Genomic DNA, 18815 nt, shown 5'->3' with positions numbered 1-18815 from the left:
TGATGGCTGAAGAACAGCAGTTGACGGCAGCAGGAAACGAAATGAGCGCGAGCTTCCTCGCGGCGAAAAAGCGCTCGGACGCCACGCTGGCCAAGCTCGAAGCCGATCCCAGCAAATTCACCATGCTCACCGGCGACCGTCCGACCGGACGCCTCCACCTCGGCCACTACTTCGGCTCCATCAAGGAGCGCGTCGCCATGCAGAACCGCGGCGTCAACACCAACATCATCATCGCGGACTACCAGGTCATCACCGACCGCGACACCACCGAGCACATCGAAGACAACGTGCTCAACCTCGTCCTCGACTACATGGCCGCCGGCATCGACCCCAAGAAGACCATGATCTTCACCCACTCCGCCGTCCCGGCCGAAAACCAGCTGCTGCTGCCGTTCCTCTCGCTCGTCACCGAAGCCGAACTGCACCGCAACCCCACCGTGAAGTCCGAAATGGAAGCCTCCGGCCACGCCCTGACCGGCCTGCTGCTCACCTACCCCGTGCACCAGGCCTGCGACATCCTGTTCTGCAAGGCCAACGTCGTGCCGATCGGCAAGGACAACCTGCCGCACATCGAAATCACCCGCACCATCGCCCGCCGCTTCAACGAGCGCTTTGCCAAGAAGCACCACGTGTTCCCCGAGCCGGCCGCCATCCTCTCCGATGCACCGGAAATCCCCGGCCTCGACGGACGCAAGATGAGCAAGTCCTACGGCAACTCCATCATGCTCGGCGCCACCGCCGAAGAAACCGCCAAGCTCATCAAGAAGAGCCCCACCGACTCCGAGCGCCGCATCACCTTCGACCCGGTCAACCGTCCCCAGGTCTCCGCCCTCCTCACCACCGCCGGCCTCGTCACCGGCCGCGATCCGCAGGAGATCGCCGAAGAGATCGGCGACTCCGGAGCCGGCGCCCTCAAGAAGCTCGTCACCGAATCCGTCAACGAATTCCTCGCCCCGCACCGCGAGCGCCGCGCCGAACTCGCCAAGGACATGGACTACATCCGCGACGTGCTCCACGACGGCAACAAGCGCGCCAACGCCATCGCGGAGGAGACGCTGGATGAAGTGCGCTCCGCCATGGGCATGAAGTACTGAGTTTTGTGGTAACGGAGCGTTATCCGCGTTGCGGAGAGTTCGACGTACCTTTGTACGCCTTCGTCTTCCGCGCCTTGACGACACACGCGTTACCACAAAACTCGGATTAGAGGTGAGGGCCCACGTCTACAAGGGTTCGACGTATGCCAATACGCCTTCACCTCCTGCGCCTTGAAGCCACACGCATTCCACAACAATCACGCCACAAGGTAATGGAGCGTCGTCGGCGTTACGGAAGACTCGACGCACCTTGATACGCCTTCGTCTTCCGCGCCTTGATACCGCACGCGTTGCCACAAAACTCGGATTAGGACGATAGGACAACGCGAAGCGCACATTGCTGTGCAGACATAACGGCATTGGGCTTCCCCCTCTGGGGGAAGCTGTCGGCGGGAGCCGACTGATGAGGGCAGAAAAGCAAGCGCCCTTGCCGATACTTGAGAAAAACCGAGTTGTGAGGCTTTGGTTTGCTCGAATGGCATATTCGAGCAAATTCAGAGTTTGAAAACGTTGAAATTCCAACACCGTCGAAATCGCCTAGATCGGGTTTCGAAAACACAAGCCTCACAACTCGACTTTTCGGCTCCGTCAGTCGTGCAATGCCGGAGTCTCGCAACGGTAGTCGCGCCAATCAGGCAACGCGGTGCCGTTGCGCACGGCCTTCTGGATGTCGCCGTAGTAATGCAGCTTGCGCAGAATATGCGCGTACGCCTCATCAAGGGCCTTCCGCTGCTCCTCCAACGCGTCACGGCGCTCCCCCAGCAATGCCATGATCTCGTCGATATGACCGGGCTCATCGTCCTCATAGTCGAAGAACCGCCGCAGCTCATCGATGCTCATGCCGGCGTGCTTGAAGCAGCAGATCGTGCGCATGCGGTTGATATGGCACTGCCGGTAGACGCGCTGACCCTTCGCATCCCGTCCGACGTCGGTGAGAATGCCGGCGTCCTCGTAATACCGCAATGCGGAAGTCTGCATGTGGAACATCGTCGCCACTTCGCGGATGGTGTAAGTGCGGTCGTCCCGGTCGTCGGGCGATTCAGAGGTCACTGCCGACTCTGCTTCCGCTGTCGATTCCTCACTGCGCAACAATTCCGCCGTCGCTGCTGCCGCTACCGTCATGACGATCATCGTTCCTTCCGCTCCCCGGAGCCATCGACATTGTTCGATTTGCATTCAAGCTTACTTGAAGTGCGAGCATGGGGGCAGCACGATGCGTTGGGCACCGGATGGGCATCAGAAGCGGATGACCGCCGGAAGCCCGGGGCACCGCCCGAATCAGTCCGCTATCGATCCGATGAAGGAGCATCATGTTCGAACCGACGATCCCTTATATCCCCTCCCCCACCCGCTACGACGACATGGTCTATAACCGCTGCGGCAATTCCGGACTGAAGCTGCCGGCGCTGTCGCTGGGCTTCTGGCATAACTTCGGCGATATCACGCCGTACGAGCATATGAAGCAGCTGGTGTTCACGGCGTTCGACCACGGAATCACGCATTTCGATCTGGCGAACAACTACGGGCCGGAGCCGGGCGCGGCGGAGAAGAACTGCGGTCGTCTGCTGCACCAGTATTTCGGCGCGCATCGCGACGAGCTGATCATCAGCACGAAGGCCGGCTATGAGATGTGGCAGGGACCGTACGGCGATTGGGGCAGCCGCAAGTACCTGCTGGCAAGCCTCGATCAGAGCCTGCAGCGTCTGGGTCTGGATTACGTGGACATCTTCTACCATCACCGTCCGGATCCGGAGACGCCGCTGGAGGAGACGATGGGCGCGCTGGCGACGGCGGTGCACAGCGGCAAGGCGCTGTACGTGGGACTGTCCAACTATGATGGCCCGACGATGGAAAAGGCGGCGGCGATCCTGAAGGAACTGCATGTGCCGTTCATCATCAATCAGAACCGTCTGAACATCTTCGACCGCAAGCCGGCGGAGAACGGTCTGCTGGATTCGGCGCTGAAGCTCGGCAAGGGCGTGATCACGTTCAGCCCGCTGGCGCAGGGTCTGCTGACGAACCGGTATCTCAACGGGGTGCCGGAGGACAGCCGCATCAAGGCGGACGGACGGTTCCTCCACGCGGATGCGCTGACCCCGGAGCGTCTGGAGCAGATTCGCGCGCTGAACGATCTGGCGGCCGAGCGCGGGCAGACGCTGGCCGAGATGTCGGTGGCGTGGCTGCTGCATCATCCGGCAGTGACGACGGTGCTGATCGGCGCTTCGAAGCCGCAGCAGATCCTCGACAACATCGGCGCGCTGAAGAACACCGATTTCTCGGAGGATGAGCTGCGCCGCATCGACGAGATCGCGCTGGGGAAGTAGTCCGCGCGGCACGGGCTGGCATGAGGTAGGGCTGGCACAGTCTGGCATGGAACGCCATGATTGCTGTATATCGCGTTCCGTGTCTGATAGGACCGGCACGGAACGCGATAATCATGCCGAGCGATGTTCTCTGCCACGGAATCACGACAGGGAACGCATTCTTCGCGGCATTCTCGATTCCGTGACAGAAAACAACGGTATTAGAGTGAGCAGATCATTGGAAAATCAAGGATCGAGCCAATTCAACGACCGATTGATCTGCCACGGAATCAAGATTTGGCCATGGATGCCATTCCGTGACGGAAAATCGTGGCACGGAATGGCGGATATTGGCGCGGGCAGCGTTCCGTGCCGTCTTGTTATTTGCCGCTGCGTCACCGGACCGATCGCATCGTATCAGTCCGTATTCGACGTGTTCCTCGCAGTCTGCCCCTCATCAGTCTCGCTACGCTCGACAGCTTCCCCCGAGGGGGAAGCCCCAAACCCCAAGATGAAAATCGCCAAGCGCACAAGACGCACGAACGAAGGCGCTGAGGCGTCAAGCGGACAGTCCAGTGGGCTGTCCGTAGCCGATGCGAGCAGTCTCCACAGACTGCGAGGGCGCGTAGCGCAGGTACGTCGAAGCTCGAAGCAAATAGCTCAACCGTCGTAGGAAAATCGTGAGGCGATGGGTGCGGCGGCAAGGCGCACCGAAGGAAGGCGTACAAAGGTACGTCGACTGAGGAGCAACGCCGCCGACGCTCCATCAAAGAACTCAAGATGAAAATCAGGGGATGACGCGTGTGACCTCAAGGCGCGGAACATGAAGGCGTACGAAGGTACGTCGAATGTTCCGCAACGCGGAGAACGCTCCGTCATACCCTGATTTTCAGAAAATCCCATGATGCGTGTGTCATCAAGGCGCGGAAGGCGAAGGCGTATAAGAATACGTCGAGTCTTCCGCAACGCAGAGGACACTCCATCATGGGATTTTGGAAATGATTTGAATGATGCGTGCGGTAACGAGGCGCGCGAACGAAGGCGTACAAAGGTACGTCGAAGTTCGCAGCAACGAAGTTAACGCTCCATCATTCAAATCATTCAGATGTCGTAGCGCCAGGAGCGGTCTGTCACTACTCGCGCCATGGCCAGTCCGATGGGCAGGCAGATGATGACCATGAAGGCGCGGAAGGCCCAGTCGAGGGCGCTGAGGGTGTTGAACTGGCCGAGGTAGAACATGGCGCGGTACATGTAAAGGCCGGGGACCATGATGACGATGGAGGGGACGGTGAGGCAGATGCGGGGGTAGCCGAGGTGCGGGGGGAGGATGCCGCGGCGGACGGAGGTGCGCCAGGCGGCGGCGAGGAGTCCGGCGAGGAAGGCGCCGATGAAGGTGGCGGCTTCGGGGGGCACGTTCAGCAGATCGGTGATTTCGAGGCGGAGGGTGTCGGTGACGGCGCCGATGGAGGCGGCGACGAGGCACATGCGCTGGGGGGAGTTGAACATGACGGAGAAGCCCCAGACGCCGATGAAGGCGAAGACGAAGCGCAGGGCGCCGGTCAGCCAGGGGTCGAGCCCTTGGGGTTCGAAGCCTTGGGGGTTGAGCATGACGATGCGGGCGACGGCCCAGCCGGCGAGGGTGGCCATGAGGATGATGGAGACGGCGTAGGTGAGCCGTTGGATGCCGGAGGGGAAGTCGATTTTGGCGATGTCGAGGCCGCCGGTGATGAGGGGGAATCCGGGGATGACGAAGAGCATGGCGCCGATGTAGGCGGTGTCGTGCGCGAGGGCGATGGGATCGTAGAGGCCGATGAGTCGCAGAGTGCCGGTGCAGGCGAGCGCGGCGACGAAGACGGCGACGAAGGTGACGAAGAACTGGTTGAGGTGTTTGGCGAAGAGTTTGCGTCGCAGCCAGTGGCCGATGCCGGCGCCGACGAAGGCGCCCGCCATGTCGTAGAGGCCGCCGCCGAGGAGGAAGACGAAGGATGCGCAGGCGATGGCGGAGGCGAGGCCTGCAAAGGCGGCCGAGTAGAGGGGTTTGCGGTGCTCGATGAGGTCGAGTCGTTTGTGGGCTTCCCGGACGGTGATGGGCTTGAAGTTGGGATCGGAGGCGTTGGGGGCGAGACGGCCGACGTGGTCGAAGTGCTGGGCGTACTGGCCTTTGGGGGGCTGATGGTTGCGCTGCTTCGCGGCCTTGACCGGCTTAGCGGCCTTGCCGGCCTTGCCGGCCTCGGGAGCCTCAGCGACCTTGTCGGCCGCGGCGGCTTCCTCGGTGCGCATCTGCCGCACGACGGGATCGTCGGCGTCGATTTCGCGCTGCCGGTTGATCTCCGCGACGCGTTCGCTCTGGCTGGATGCCCGGGTGGTCTGCATGGGGGTGCCGTCGGGAAGATCGGCCTGTTCGGCCTTCCTGCGCTTTTCGGCTTCCTTGAGTTCCTTGGCGGCCTTGGCGGAGAGCTGGGACACGTCTCGGGCGTCGAGGTTCTCCACGAGCTTGTCGGAGACTTCGAGGCCGCGGTTGTGGTAGACGGCGGAGTGGCCGAGGTTGACGCTGAACCAGTCGGCGAAGTGTTCGAGCAGCCAGATGCGCTCGGTGTTGACACCGGTGGTGGGCAGGTCGATCACTTCGGTGACGCGGTCCTTGCCGTCGGTGCAGGAGGCTTCGATATCGGTGAGGTTGACGTCGGCGCGGACGTGCACGCCGAGCGGATAGGCGATGCGGTGCATCATCTGCCGCACGCGGAAGCTTCCGGTGCCGGCGCCGAGGTCGAGCATGCCGACGCGGACGATCACGCTGGTTTTCGCGGCGATGCCGGCTTCCACGATGGGCTTGTCGAGGTCGCGCTCGATGTCTTCCATGTCGAGCGGAATGGAGTGCGTATGGTATTTGGTGACTTTCTCCACGCCTTCGGGAATTGCGTCGACGTGGGGCTTGTTCGCGTTGTTCTTCTTCCCAAAAATCACAGCTCCATGTTTACTCGGGCCTGTCCGGCGAATTCAACGAGGCTGCAAACCGATGCCACTATGTGAACACAACAATGAGATACCGAGTCGCACAGATTGCGGCGACACCATGATTGGCACGGTCATATCGCCGGGTGTCCACGGACCAGACACCGAACCGACATGATTTTTCCCTGATTTTCCAAGGCAAAATCGAACATCACGAAAACTGTTGGTAATAAAACGCCGAATCACCGCCCTAAAATGGTGGGGCGTCTGTTCACCGGCTTTGGGTTTGGAACGGTCGGCAGCAATAACTGCGGAGGAGCCGCAGAAAGCCGATAGACGAACAACCGGTGAGGGGCAAAAGGAGGTCTGGATGACATCAACAGACGAAACAATCAAAGCAGCCGACGCCGGCATCGTGAGCACCGGCACCGGCACGAAGGTTGCGGAGGAGCAGGGACTCCCCAGCGATCTTCGTTTGGACATGGACCTGTTCCTACGTCTACTGCGCACCGCTCTGAAGGAATACGACGAGGATCTGCTCGAGAAGTTCGACAGCCTGCTGGATTACGCCAATGAGGCGACCAGCGAGGAGTTCGGCGGCACCGGTCTTGGCTACCGTGACCCCGATCCCGAACAGGCCGGCTTCGAAAAGGCCGTGAAGCTCATCGATTCGGTTTCCGTCGCCGACGCCACGCTGCTGGCTCGTGCGTTCGCCACCTACTTCCATCTGGCGAATCTTTCTGAGGAGAACTACCGCGTCAACGTGCTGCACGCCCGCGAAAAGCAGGTGCCGCTCGACTCGCCCACCGATCCGATCAACGAGATGACCGGCGCGTATCAGCGCATGATCAAGGAGTGCGGACCGGCTCGTGCCAAGGAGCTGCTGGAGAAGCTGGAGTTCCATCCGGTGTTCACCGCGCACCCGACCGAGGCTCGCCGCAAGGCCATCGAAGGCAAGATCCGCCGCATCGCCGATCTGCTGGCCGAACGTCCGCGTCTGGGCGGTTCCGATCTGGCCGAGAACGAGCGCATGATGCTCAACGAGATCGACGCGATGTTCCGCACGTCGCCGATCGCGCTGAAGAAGCCGACCCCCGTGGAAGAGGCCGATACCATCATCGACATCTTCGACAACACGCTTTTTGACACCGTCCCGAAGGTCTACCGCCGTTTCGACGACTGGGTGCTGGGAGACAAGGCCGGCAAGGTCGCCCCGATCTGCCCCGCGTTCTTCCACCCGGGCAGCTGGATCGGCTCCGACCGCGACGGCAACCCGAATGTCACCGCACGCGTCAGCCGCCAGGTGGCCCGCAAGTTCTCCGATCATGTGATCGCCAAGCTTGAGGAGGCCACTCGTGAGGTGGGCCGCAACCTGACGCTGGAATCCAAGGACACCAAGCCGTGCGCCGGCCTGCTGAGCCTGTGGAGCCACCAGCGTGAGATGAGCGAGCGTCTGACCGAGAAGGCCGAGCTGATCTCCACCAAGGAGCCGCACCGCGCGGTGATGCTGGTGATCGCCGACCGTCTGCGCGCGACCATCGACCGCGACACCGATCTGATGTACCACTCCTGCGAGGACTACATCGCCGATCTGAAGACGGTGCAGAAGTCGCTGGCCGACGCCGGCGCCCCGCGTTCCGCGTACGGCCCGCTGCAGACCCTGATCTGGCAGGCCGAGACCTTCGGCTTCCACATGGTCGAGATGGAGTTCCGTCAGCACTCCGTCGTGCACTCCCGCGCTCTGGAGGACATCCGCGAGCACGGTCTGCACGGTGAGCGCGGCGAACTGCAGCCGATGACCCGCGAGGTGCTCGACACCTTCCGCGCCCTCGGTTCGATCCAGCGTCGCAATGGCAAGAAGGCCGCCCGCCGCTACATCATCTCGTTCACCAAGTCCGCCCAGAACATCAAGGACGTGTACGAGCTGAACCGTCTGGCGTTCGCGCATCCCGAGGATGTGCCGACCATCGACGTGATCCCGCTGTTCGAGCAGCTTGAGGATCTGCAGAACTGCGTGGACGTGCTCGACGCCATGCTCAAGATCCCCGAGGTGCAGGCCCGCCTGAAGGCCACCGGCCGCAAGCTCGAGGTCATGCTCGGCTACTCCGACTCCTCGAAGGACGCCGGTCCGACCACCGCAACGCTGGCCCTGCATTCCGCCGAGGCCCGCATCGTGAAGTGGGCGGAGGCCAACGACATCGATCTGACGCTGTTCCACGGTCGTGGCGGCGCGGTCGGTCGTGGTGGCGGCCCCGCCAACCGTGCGGTGCTCGCCCAGCCGAGGGGCTCCGTGAACTGCCGCTTCAAGCTCACCGAGCAGGGCGAGGTCATCTTCGCCCGCTACGGCAACCCGACGCTGGCCGTGCGCCACATCGAGTCCGTGGCTTCGGCGACGCTGCTGCAGTCCGCTCCGAGCGTTGAGAAGACCAACACCGAGATGACCGCGAAGTATGCCGACATGACCCGTCAGCTCGACGACGCCTCGCATGAGCGCTTCCTCGATCTGCTGAGCACGCCGGACTTCGCCCCGTGGTTCTCGATCGTCACCCCGCTGACCGAGGTCGGTCTGCTGCCGATCGGCTCCCGCCCGGCGAAGCGTGGTCTGGGCGCCAAGTCGCTCGACGATCTGCGTACGATCCCGTGGGTGTTCTCCTGGGCTCAGGCGCGAATCAACCTCGCCGCCTGGTACGGTCTCGGCACCGCCTGCGAGAAGTTCGGCGATCTCGAGACGCTGCGCAAGGCGTACGAGGAGTGGCCGCTGTTCTCGACGTTCATCGACAACATCGAGATGTCACTGGCCAAGACCGACGAGCGCATCGCCAAGCTGTATCTGGCGCTGGGAGACCGCGAGGATCTCAACACCAAGGTGCTCGAGGAGATGGAGCTCACCCGCAAGTGGGTGCTGAAGATCGTGGCCGACGAGTGGCCGCTGCAGCACCGTCACGTGCTCGGTCAGGCCATCCGCATCCGCTCGCCGTACGTGAACGCCCTGTCGGTGCTTCAGGTGCGTGCGCTGCGTTCGGTCCGTCGTCGCGACGAGAAGAACGAGCTGAGCAAGTCTCAGACCGCGGACTTCATCTATCTGATCCTCTGCACGGTTTCCGGCGTCGCCGCAGGCCTGCAGAACACGGGCTGATTTTCGACCGGCTCCCGCATATTCCGGAAGGCCCCGATCCGAATGGTTCATCACCTGCGGATCGGGGCCTTCCCCGTTTCGGGACGCGCGGGGATATGACGTCAGGGATATGCTGAGGACGATATATGCCGCATATGCGGCATCGACAAGGCGAAGGAGCTGGCCATGACGTTGGACGCACGGACCCGGGCGGATGGTGCCTGGAGTCGACTGGTCGAAGGCAACCGTCGGTTTTCGGAAGGAGAGGCGGAGCATCCGTGGCAGGATCGGGAGACCCGCGAACGGCTGATCGAGGAGCAGACGCCGGACGCCGCGGTACTTAGCTGTTCGGATTCGCGCGTGCCCCCGGAGATCATCTTCGATCAGGGTCTCGGCGATCTGTTCACGATCCGCACGGCCGGCGAGGTGGTGGATGACGCGGTGCTCGAATCACTGGAGTATGCGGTCCAGCACCTTCACGTCTGCCTGATCGTGGTGATGGGCCATCAGAACTGCGGTGCCGTGGCCGCGGCGATGAAGGTGATCCAGGGCGACGAAAACACCGAGGACGAAGGATTCCGATCGATTCTGATGCGCGAGGTGGGAGCCTCGGTCCGTCTGGCGTTCGACTCCGATCTCGACACCGCCGAGGATGTGGAGCGCATTCATGTGGCGCAGACGCTGGAGGCGCTGGTCATGGATTCCGCGGTGATCCGCAATGCCGTGCGGGCCGGCGAGGTGTCGCTGGTGGGCGCACGCTACCGGCTCGACACGGGCAAGGTGGAGGTGCTCTCCTTCTGAGGTCTGCGAGGCCTGCGTGGCCTGCGGAATCCCGCTTCGTATGAATCCCCGCTCCCGCCGGCGGGAGCTGTCTCGCACAGCGAGACTGAGGGTGGTCAAACGCAGACCGCGCTCGACCTCCTCCAGTCAGCGAAGCTGACAGCCCCCTCCAGAGGGGGCGGAGGGGGCGGAGGGGGCGGAAGTGGTCAGGCGGCGAGCAGGTCGAGCATCTGCGGGATGTTCTTCTTGCCGAACTCCACCTTCTGCGATCCGTCGGCGTGATCGACGACGATGCACGGCACGCTCATCACGCCGTACTGGTCCTTGAGCTCCGGGAAGTGCGAGACATCGTACGCTTCGGCCCGCACGTTCGGGTTGAGCGAGGCGACGCGCTGCGCGGACAGCACGGTCTCCGGGCACATCGTGCAGGTGAGCGACACCAGCAGCGTCACGTTCACCGGCTCGTCGATGGCCGCGATCCGCGCCTTGAAATCGTCGCCCAGCGGCTGACCGGGGCCGGCCGCGTTGTAGATGCCCAGCACGAACGAGTTGAATTCGTGGCCGCTCGGCACGCCGTGGAAGGCCAGTCCGGTGAATCGCAGGCCGCCGTCCGCCGCAGCGGCACCGTCGGCACCCGCAGCGTCATCTGCAGCGGCGTAGATGCGCACGCACGGACGGGCGTGGGGCAGCACCGCGGCGGGGTCGAACACCGCACGACCGTTGGCGTCGAGGTCGACGCCGGTCGTCCCCTCCCCCGCACCGGCACTGTCCGTGCCAGAACCGTCCGCACCGGAATCCGGCAGTCCGACCATACTGGTCAGCTTGCCGTCGGAAAGCTTCACCATCTCGCCGACGAACGCCTCGAGTTCGGTCGACAGCGGCGTATCGTCCAGTTCCAGGGCCAGCGTGACCGGCCGGGTCATCTTGGAGAACACCATCTTCAGCTGGGCCTTGATCGCGTCCGAGAACAGTTCGCCCGGCTTGGCGGCGGCCTTGGACGCGGACGCGGCGTCGGCGCTGCGCTTGGCCGGCGCGGGAGCGGGAGTCGTCCCCGCCTGCGCGGCGGCCGCGGTCTTGGCCTCGGCCCGATCGTACGCGGTGTCGGTCGGTCGCGGCGGGATCAGTCCGGTCTTCGCCGACAGATCGGAGGCGTACCGTTCCAGTTCGACCGCGGCGATCGCGCCGTCGGCCGTGGCGGTGACCACCTGACGCAGGTTCTTCACCCGCAGGTCGCCGGCCGCGTACACGCCCGGCACCGAAGTCTCCAGATATCCGTGCGTCACCACGTATCCGTGATCGTCCAGATCCACGATGCCCTTCACCAGACCGGTGGCGGGCACGTACCCGGCGAACACGAACACGCCGAACGTGCCTTCGTCCTGAGGCTTCCACGTCTCGGTCTCGCCGGTGGCCACGGATCGGATCGTGGCCTCGCGCAGACCGCCCTGACCGGCGGTCACGCCGTCGAGCACGGTCTGGTAGCGGATCTCGATCTTCGGGTTGCGCTTCGCCTCATCGGCCACGGAGGCGTCGCAGGTGAAGTCCTCCTCGCGGATCAGCATGGTCACCTTGCTGGCGTACTTGGTGAGGAACACGCTTTCCTCGGCGGCCGCGAATCCGCCGCCGATCACCAGTACCTCCTTGCCGGTGAAGAATTCGCCGTCACAGGTGGCGCAGTAGGCCACGCCGCGGCCCGCATACTCGGCCTCGCCGGCAAATCCCAGCTTGCGCGGGGCGGCACCGGTGGCGATCAGAATGCCGAAGGCGTGCAGATCGCCGCGCGTGGTGTGCACGGTCTTCACGTCGCCCGACACGTCGAGTCCGGTGGCTTCGGCGCTGAGGAATTCCGCGCCGAAATCCTGCGCCTGCTGCCGCATCGTCGCGGTGAGCGCCTTGCCGGTGGTGGTGCCGACGCCCGGATAGTTCACCACCTCGTTGGTGATGGTGATCTGCCCGCCGAAATCGTCCTTTTCGAGGATCAGCACGCGGTATCGCGCGCGGGCGAGGTACAGGCCGGCGGTGAGGCCGGCGGGACCGCCGCCGATCACGACGACGTCGTACAGATTCTTGGTATCAACATTCGAGGTGTCGAGTTTTGTGGTTTCACCATTGGTTTTGCTGTCAGTATTGCCGCTCATTCGCTTCTCCTGTAAGGATGAAGGTCCACAAGTCTGCCGAGGATCCGGAAATTAAACCACAAAACTCGGGTGGTGGCCTTGCCTATGTGGTTTTCCGCACCGGTTTTGTGCCGAATTCATGCCGGCAGACCGTCTGATATAGAAAATCTCCCGCTGTGCCATGCAGTTTGGCGGCGTTCAGCGGGAGTGGTGGTCATGGGATCAGTGGGATCGATGGGATCGGCGCACGTTCATGAACGATTGATCATGAACGGCCGATCCGCGCGATCCGTCGATCGGAACCGATCGGATCAGAGCTGGCCGACGAGGTCGAGGCTCGGCTCGATGGTCTCCTCGCCGGGCTGCCACTTGGACGGGCAGACCTGATCACCGTGCTCGTAGACGAACTGGGAGGCCTGCACGCGGCGCAGCAGCTCGTCGGCGTTACGACCGACGTTGGAGGAGATGACCTCGTAGGCCACGACCTTGCCTTCGGGGTTCAGGATGAACGTGCCGCGCTCGGCCAGACCGTCGGCCTCGTTGTAGGTGTCGAGGTCCTTGGCCAGCTGAGCGGTGGGATCGGCCAGCATCGGGTAGGCGATCTTCGCGATCTTCTCGTTGGCGTCGTGCCAGGCCTTGTGCACGAAGTGGGTGTCGCAGGAGACGGAGTAGATCTCACAGCCGGCCTTCTGGAACTCCGGGTAGGCGGCGGCCAGATCCTCCAGCTCGGTGGGGCAGACGAAGGTGAAGTCGGCCGGGTAGAAGAAAAGCACCGACCAGTGGCCGAGAAGGTCGGCCTTGGTGACCTCGTGGAATTCGTTGTTCTGGAAGGCCTGGGCCTTGAAATCGCAGATTTCGTGCTGCAGCATCGTCATGATGGTTCCTTTCCTGCCGGACATCCGCCGTGGCGCATGGCACGCGGGACTGACGGCGATCGATCCTCTACTCCGCCGGAGCCGGCTTGCTCGTACTTGCCATCATAGACCACCGTGTCGGCCGGTCGTCCGAGGATACGCGTCGGGCCGCTGTGACGTTTCTCACATGCCAGACAATGTTCATTATTCGTTCAGATCTCACGGGCCGGTGCGGGGGCGGACTGGTCTGCGAACGCTTCCTTGGTCAGGCCATTGATTACATTGAAGACATGTCACTTGGCTTGAATATCCTCCTGATTTTCGTGTTTCTCATCATCGGCGCCATGTTCTCCGGCACCGAACTGGCACTGGTGAGTCTGCGCGGCTCGCAGATCGAGCAGATGGAACAGGAGGACGCCCGCGGCGCGCGAGTGGCGAAAATCGCCCGCGACCCGAACACGTTCCTGTCCACCGTGCAGATCGGCGTGACCCTCTCCGGCTTCCTTTCCGCCTCGTTCGGCGCCTCCTCGATCGCCCCGTTCCTCATCCCGCTGGTCGAAAGCTGGGGCGTGCCGACGTTCGTGGCCAATCCGCTTATCACCATCGGTCTGACGCTGGTGATCTCCTACTGCTCGATTGTGATCTCGGAAATGGTGCCGAAGCGCATCGCCATGCAGAAGACGGAGGCAATCGCCCGCGCGGTGGTGCCGGCGATCGACGTGTTCGCCACGATCTGCCGCCCGATCATCTGGCTGATCGGCAAGAACACCAACGGCATCGTGCGCATTCTCGGCTTCGACCCGAACGAGACCGAAAGCGAGGTGAGCGACGATGAGCTGCGCGTGCTGGTCTCCTCCAACACGAACCTCAGCAAGGACGAGCGCGTGATCCTCGACGACGTGTTCGACGCCTCGGAGACGATCGTGGCGGAGGTGATGCGCCCGCGCGCCGACGTGGTGTTCATCGACGGCGACATGCCGATCCGTGAGGCCGCCGATTTCGTGCGCGACAAGCCGTATTCGCGCTACCCGGTGATCGGCAAAGACTTCGACGACGTGCTCGGCTTCGTGCATGTGCGCGACCTGCTCGACATCCGCAATACGCAGGCGAAGACCGTGGCCGACGTGACCCGCGAGGGCATTTCGCTGCCCGGCACCTCGAAGCTGCTGCCGAGCCTGTCGCTGCTGCGACGCCGCGGCATTCACCTGGCCATCGTGATCGACGAATACGGCGGCACCGACGGCATCGTGACCCTGGAGGACATGACCGAGGAGCTGGTGGGCGATATCCGCGACGAATACGATCTGCCCAGCGAGGCGGGCGGGCGCAAGCCCGGATCGGCGTTCGTCGGCGGCGTGGCCCGCATCGACGGCGGCATGACCATCGAGGACTTCGACGAGCTCACCGGCATCGAGCTGGAGGATGGTCCGTACGAGACCGTGGCGGGCTACTTCCTCGCCAAGACCGGCGAGATGGGCAAGGTGGGCGCCGTGCTGCACTCCGACGACGGCTATGACATGGTGATCACCGAAGTGGACGGCCGCCGCATCCAGACCATCGAAGTGCGCAAGAGCGGCGCGAATCCGCCGGCGGAGGGCGACGCCGAGGACGAGAGCGGCGCGGACGGTGGCGTCGCCGGCGTTGCCGAGGATGATACGGCCGAGCGGAAGTAGGCAGTACGCCCGGGAGGACGCTGGCTCCGTCACGGAATCCGATTCGACTGATTCCGCATGTTCCGTGCCATGATTTCACGTCACGGAACGCCGGAATCGCCGCAATCACCATTCCCTGACACGACAACACCCATATATCACACGAGGACCGTTGCAATGCCAACGGTCCTCGTTTTTGTATAGATGCGCATCGTGCCACGGAACGCGAACAACACCATATTCGGCATTCCCTGCCACAAGGACCGACATAACCAAGACAGGACAGCTAGGACAATACGACACCTGTCGACACTAGGACAACGACTAAGACAAAGGTTAAGACAAAGACAGATAAGACACTATGTCTTAGTCTCATATAGGACGACGTCGTATGTCCTACCATATCTGCGCGCGACATAACGTGCCAACACCTGAGGAGTGCGTACGAGCCACCCAGCAATCTCTGCTATTGCGGGGAACTACCGTCCCCATCACGGTCTCATCCCGGAAGCGGGAAAGGGTCCCAAACGGACATCGTACGACATGTCCAACCCGGACAAATATCACGAAGACACAAGCAGTCAAGACAACGTCACTGTCTTAATTGTCCTACATTCGACTACGACAACAGTCAGACAACGTCACGCACCCATGTACATCCACGGACACGCTGTCTATGCGCGACGCTGCCTATCCATCAGTTCGATCTTGGCGGCCAGCAGCTGTTCCAGCAACGACGCCGATTCCTTCAGACCGGCCAGCGAAGCCTCCATCCGACCGATCTCGGCGCGCTTGCGGGCAAGACGGCTCTTCAGAGCATCAATCTCGGCGGCGGTGACCGTCGCCCCGGAACTGACGGCATTCGTGGAACTGGCGGAAGTCGCGGGATCTACGGACGTGGATTCCACGGTCACGGATTCCGCGGTCCGATCCTCCGCACCCTGCACGGCGGAACGTTCCGGGGATTCCGGCGATGACGGGGAGACCGTCCGTCCGCGCCTGCCCTGACGCAGCCGGTCAACATCCTCCGCAGCCACCACCCAATGGCCTTTGTCGTCCTTCTGGGCGGCCAGCTTCCCCCGGAGAATTCTCTTGCTCAGGGCCGCCTGCGAGATTCCGGTCATCCGGGACAGCTCGCTCAACGTGTACATGTCGGACATATCAGCTCCTTGCGTCTTCCACGTCTTAGAGTAGGGGACTTGCCGACGACGCGTCAAAACCCGAATCGTAACGCCGGGCGGTCTGTCGAGCGTGAAAGGGAAAATGGAACCATCGTCTGTATGACGACCGATTGATGATCAACTGATGATCAACCACACCAACACAGAAAGTGTGACTATCATGACTCTGAAATTCACCGTTCCCGGACTCAGCGAGGAACAGGCCGAAAAGACCATCGCCATTCTGCAGAACCGTCTCAGCCAGGAGCAGGAGGCGGCCCTCGTGCTCAAGCACGCCCACTGGAACGTGCAGGGCCCGAACTTCATCGCCGTGCACGAGATGCTCGACCCGCAGGTCGAGGTCGTGCTCGCGCAGGCCGACGAAACCGCCGAGCGCATCGCCACGCTGGGCGGCTCCCCCGACGGCACCCCGGACGCCATCGTGCGTAACCGCTCTTGGAAGGGGCTGGATCTCAAGGGTCGCGCCTCCACCGAGGACTACATCAACGCGCTGATCGACTACTACGATGTGTTCATCACCGACGACCGCAAGGCCATCGCGGAACTGGATGAGCTCGATGTCGTCAGCTCCAACATCATTCAGGACCATGTGCAGGCGCTGGAGCTGTTCCAGTGGTTCCTGCGCAGCCACATCGCGTAGCGAATCGCGTAACGATTAGTGGCCACAGTGGCCACCGGCCCCAAAATCGAGTTGTGAGGCTTTGCCTGGCGAAAGAGCGCTATTCCCGACTCGTCGCGGTCTTGGAACCATTGCAATTCCGCGGATGTTGAATCAAGAGAATACGGCTCTTCCAAAACAAAGCCTCACAACTCGGTTTTTCTATGGCATAACGCTATGACATACGGTTCAATTCTCGACGCAGACGCCGCCAATCCGGCAGATATCGGTCCATGCGACGCTGGAATCCAGCACCGTGGCCGCGTTCCCACAGGTGGGTGAGCTCGTGCACCAGCACATACTCCAGATACTGCGGCGGCAGATACGCCAGTTCGAGGTTCAGGCGGATCCGGCCGGTCGCAGGCGTGCACGATCCCCATCGGGAGGTCATGCGCCGCAATGAGATGTTCGTCGGGGCGCGACCGACGATCGGCGTCCAATGCGCCAGCAGATCGGGCAATCGACGGTTGAGCAACGCCTTCGCCTCGCTTTTGCGATCCTCGCTCCACGGCTGCCCCACCCTCGTTGCGGGCTCATTCTGGGCTTGGACAAGACGTGCCCGCATCCGCTCGATCCACGGACGTCGGGACGCCACGAACCGTACGACCGATTCCAGCCCGATCCGTGCCGGAGCGGTGACCTCCACACGCCCGTCCGGCGGTTTGACGCGTAGATACATGTTCTTCACCGTCTTGCGCGTCACCTTCACCCGGAGCCCCTGCACTTCCAGAATCTCCACTGAGATCGTCCTGCTGACCATGGTTACCCGCCTCTGATTACCCGCCTAATGCACTGGCGGCCCAATGCGCCGACTGCCTAATGCGCTGCCTGCCTAATGCGTTGACTGCCCGCTCCTTGCCCGCCGAACGCGCGGTAAGGTGCGCGGAACATGCGAGATACGGAGATACGAAAAAGCCCCGCAGTTCGCGGGGCCTTGCTCGTGTCCGGGATGGGAGTTGAACCCACACGCCTGTATAAAATAGGCACTAGCACCTCAAGCTAGCGCGTCTACCATTCCGCCACCCGGACAGGTGTCGTCTGACGACAAAGGACGACTGTACCACATTCCCGCGAATCCTCAAAAACATCTTCCACATCCCGGTCGCCAACCACATGTCGGATATTTCATATCGCATGATCGTTATCATGATTGACCACAACACGCCATATGTCACTTGTGATATATGCTTTGTGTTATATTAGCGTTATGAAGCCCACCACTACGGAGCAGTAGGATGGGGTTCGACGCCGCACGCGCCACACCAAAGCGCACGCCCGTCAACCAGCGTCACACAATGACCATAGCCAAGGAACCGCACCGACGCCGCCAACCCGGCAACGAACCATCGAAGGACCGACTCATGCTGAAACTGGACTATCTGCTGCTCGGCGTTCTCGCCCTGAAGCCCCAGACCGGATACGGCCTGAAGAAGTACTTCGACACCTTCGGACGGTTTCAGCGATCCAACACCCAGATGAGTCAGATCTATCGCACCCTGAGCCGCATGGAAAGCGACAACTGGGTGAGCTCCCGACTCCTCGATGGAGACAACCCCCGAAAAGCCCGCGAATACTCGATCACCGAAAGCGGATTCACCGTATTTATGGACTGGCTCGCCAGCCCATATGAACCACCATCGCGTTTTCAGGACCCCGACTTCGAAGTCCGTATCGCCTTTGGAGGATTCCTTTCCATAGACCAGATGATCTCCCTGCTCGACACGGAAATCACGGTCCGAGAAAGCCAAGTCCGCAAATATCGCAACCGCGACAGGTCTCTGCCCACCGACAACACGGATTGCGATCAGGAGCTCAAGACCATACTTGCCGAATGGAGCCATCAGACCAACAGCGAGGAAATGGACCATCACATTCGGCAAGTCAAGGCACTGAAAGCCGAACTGATCGCCCTGCAGAAGCGTCGCGAGGAATAACCCAACCGAACACCACTCATCCTCCAACACCCCCTATATTCGGCACGGCGACCCTATTCGCCCAATATAGGAGCATTCCCCCGATCGGCCGCCGGCATACCGGCAGACGCAACCGACTAATCAGCCTTACCCGACTACACCCAAAAAGCAGCCCGACTGCGCCCAAAACTCATCA

The 18815-nt window shown here is 62.1% G+C and carries 13 protein-coding genes and 1 tRNA gene; 7 read left to right on the top strand and 7 right to left on the bottom strand.

Going from position 1 to position 18815, the window contains the following annotated elements; translation table 11 throughout:
- The first annotated feature begins 2 nt into the window (after positions 1-2).
- Entirely contained in the window at positions 3-1094 is a 1092-nt protein-coding gene (trpS, locus tag CSQ87_RS10185; RefSeq protein WP_100513767.1) for a tryptophan--tRNA ligase, read from the top strand.
- A gap of 588 nt (positions 1095-1682) precedes the next feature.
- Here the strand turns inward: trpS and CSQ87_RS10180 are convergent.
- On the bottom strand, positions 1683-2144 hold the full coding sequence (locus CSQ87_RS10180; protein WP_279324849.1) for a MerR family transcriptional regulator: 462 nt from the start codon (positions 2142-2144) through the stop codon (positions 1683-1685).
- Between the two features lie 260 nt (positions 2145-2404).
- Between CSQ87_RS10180 and CSQ87_RS10175 the strand changes: the two genes are divergently transcribed.
- Positions 2405-3418 (top strand): aldo/keto reductase, encoded by a 1014-nt coding sequence (locus CSQ87_RS10175; RefSeq protein ID WP_100513766.1) that lies wholly within the window; start codon positions 2405-2407, stop codon positions 3416-3418.
- 1080 nt (positions 3419-4498) lie between these two features.
- Here the strand turns inward: CSQ87_RS10175 and CSQ87_RS10170 are convergent.
- Entirely contained in the window at positions 4499-6256 is a 1758-nt protein-coding gene (locus CSQ87_RS10170; RefSeq protein ID WP_100513786.1) for a threonine/serine exporter family protein, read from the bottom strand.
- A gap of 463 nt (positions 6257-6719) precedes the next feature.
- Between CSQ87_RS10170 and CSQ87_RS10165 the strand changes: the two genes are divergently transcribed.
- On the top strand, positions 6720-9485 hold the full coding sequence (locus tag CSQ87_RS10165) for a phosphoenolpyruvate carboxylase (RefSeq protein WP_100513765.1): 2766 nt from the start codon (positions 6720-6722) through the stop codon (positions 9483-9485).
- A gap of 165 nt (positions 9486-9650) precedes the next feature.
- The gene (locus tag CSQ87_RS10160; protein ID WP_100513764.1) at positions 9651-10265 is read left to right on the top strand and encodes a carbonic anhydrase; all 615 of its coding nucleotides are present in this window, start codon (positions 9651-9653) and stop codon (positions 10263-10265) included.
- Positions 10266-10450: 185 nt separating this feature from the next.
- On the opposite strand, the gene CSQ87_RS10155 is transcribed toward CSQ87_RS10160, so the two are convergent.
- Both CSQ87_RS10155 and ahpC read right to left on the bottom strand, forming a co-directional pair.
- Positions 10451-12382 (bottom strand): FAD-dependent oxidoreductase, encoded by a 1932-nt coding sequence (locus CSQ87_RS10155; protein ID WP_100513763.1) that lies wholly within the window; start codon positions 12380-12382, stop codon positions 10451-10453.
- A gap of 290 nt (positions 12383-12672) precedes the next feature.
- Entirely contained in the window at positions 12673-13236 is a 564-nt protein-coding gene (gene ahpC, locus CSQ87_RS10150) for an alkyl hydroperoxide reductase subunit C (protein ID WP_100513762.1), read from the bottom strand.
- Between the two features lie 269 nt (positions 13237-13505).
- Between ahpC and CSQ87_RS10145 the strand changes: the two genes are divergently transcribed.
- Entirely contained in the window at positions 13506-14888 is a 1383-nt protein-coding gene (locus CSQ87_RS10145) for a hemolysin family protein (RefSeq protein ID WP_100513761.1), read from the top strand.
- 653 nt (positions 14889-15541) lie between these two features.
- Here CSQ87_RS10145 and CSQ87_RS10140 read toward each other — a convergent pair.
- A complete protein-coding gene (locus CSQ87_RS10140; RefSeq protein WP_100513760.1) occupies positions 15542-16027 on the bottom strand; it encodes a helix-turn-helix domain-containing protein in 486 nt (161 codons plus the stop codon).
- A gap of 181 nt (positions 16028-16208) precedes the next feature.
- On the opposite strand from CSQ87_RS10140, the gene CSQ87_RS10135 reads away from it, so the two are divergent.
- Entirely contained in the window at positions 16209-16688 is a 480-nt protein-coding gene (locus tag CSQ87_RS10135) for a Dps family protein (RefSeq protein WP_100513785.1), read from the top strand.
- Positions 16689-16881: 193 nt separating this feature from the next.
- On the opposite strand, the gene CSQ87_RS10130 is transcribed toward CSQ87_RS10135, so the two are convergent.
- Positions 16882-17466, bottom strand: coding sequence for a M48 family metallopeptidase (locus CSQ87_RS10130; RefSeq protein WP_100513759.1), 585 nt, complete (start codon positions 17464-17466; stop codon positions 16882-16884).
- A 181-nt stretch (positions 17467-17647) separates the two neighbouring features.
- Positions 17648-17735 (bottom strand) — tRNA-Leu (locus CSQ87_RS10125).
- Positions 17736-17941: 206 nt separating this feature from the next.
- Between CSQ87_RS10125 and CSQ87_RS10120 the strand changes: the two genes are divergently transcribed.
- On the top strand, positions 17942-18640 hold the full coding sequence (locus CSQ87_RS10120) for a PadR family transcriptional regulator (RefSeq protein ID WP_100513758.1): 699 nt from the start codon (positions 17942-17944) through the stop codon (positions 18638-18640).
- Positions 18641-18815 lie beyond the last annotated feature (175 nt).

The organism is Bifidobacterium simiarum, assembly GCF_002802905.1.
Taxonomy (GTDB): domain Bacteria; phylum Actinomycetota; class Actinomycetes; order Actinomycetales; family Bifidobacteriaceae; genus Galliscardovia; species Galliscardovia simiarum.
This window is presented reverse-complemented; position numbering and strand designations above follow the sequence as displayed.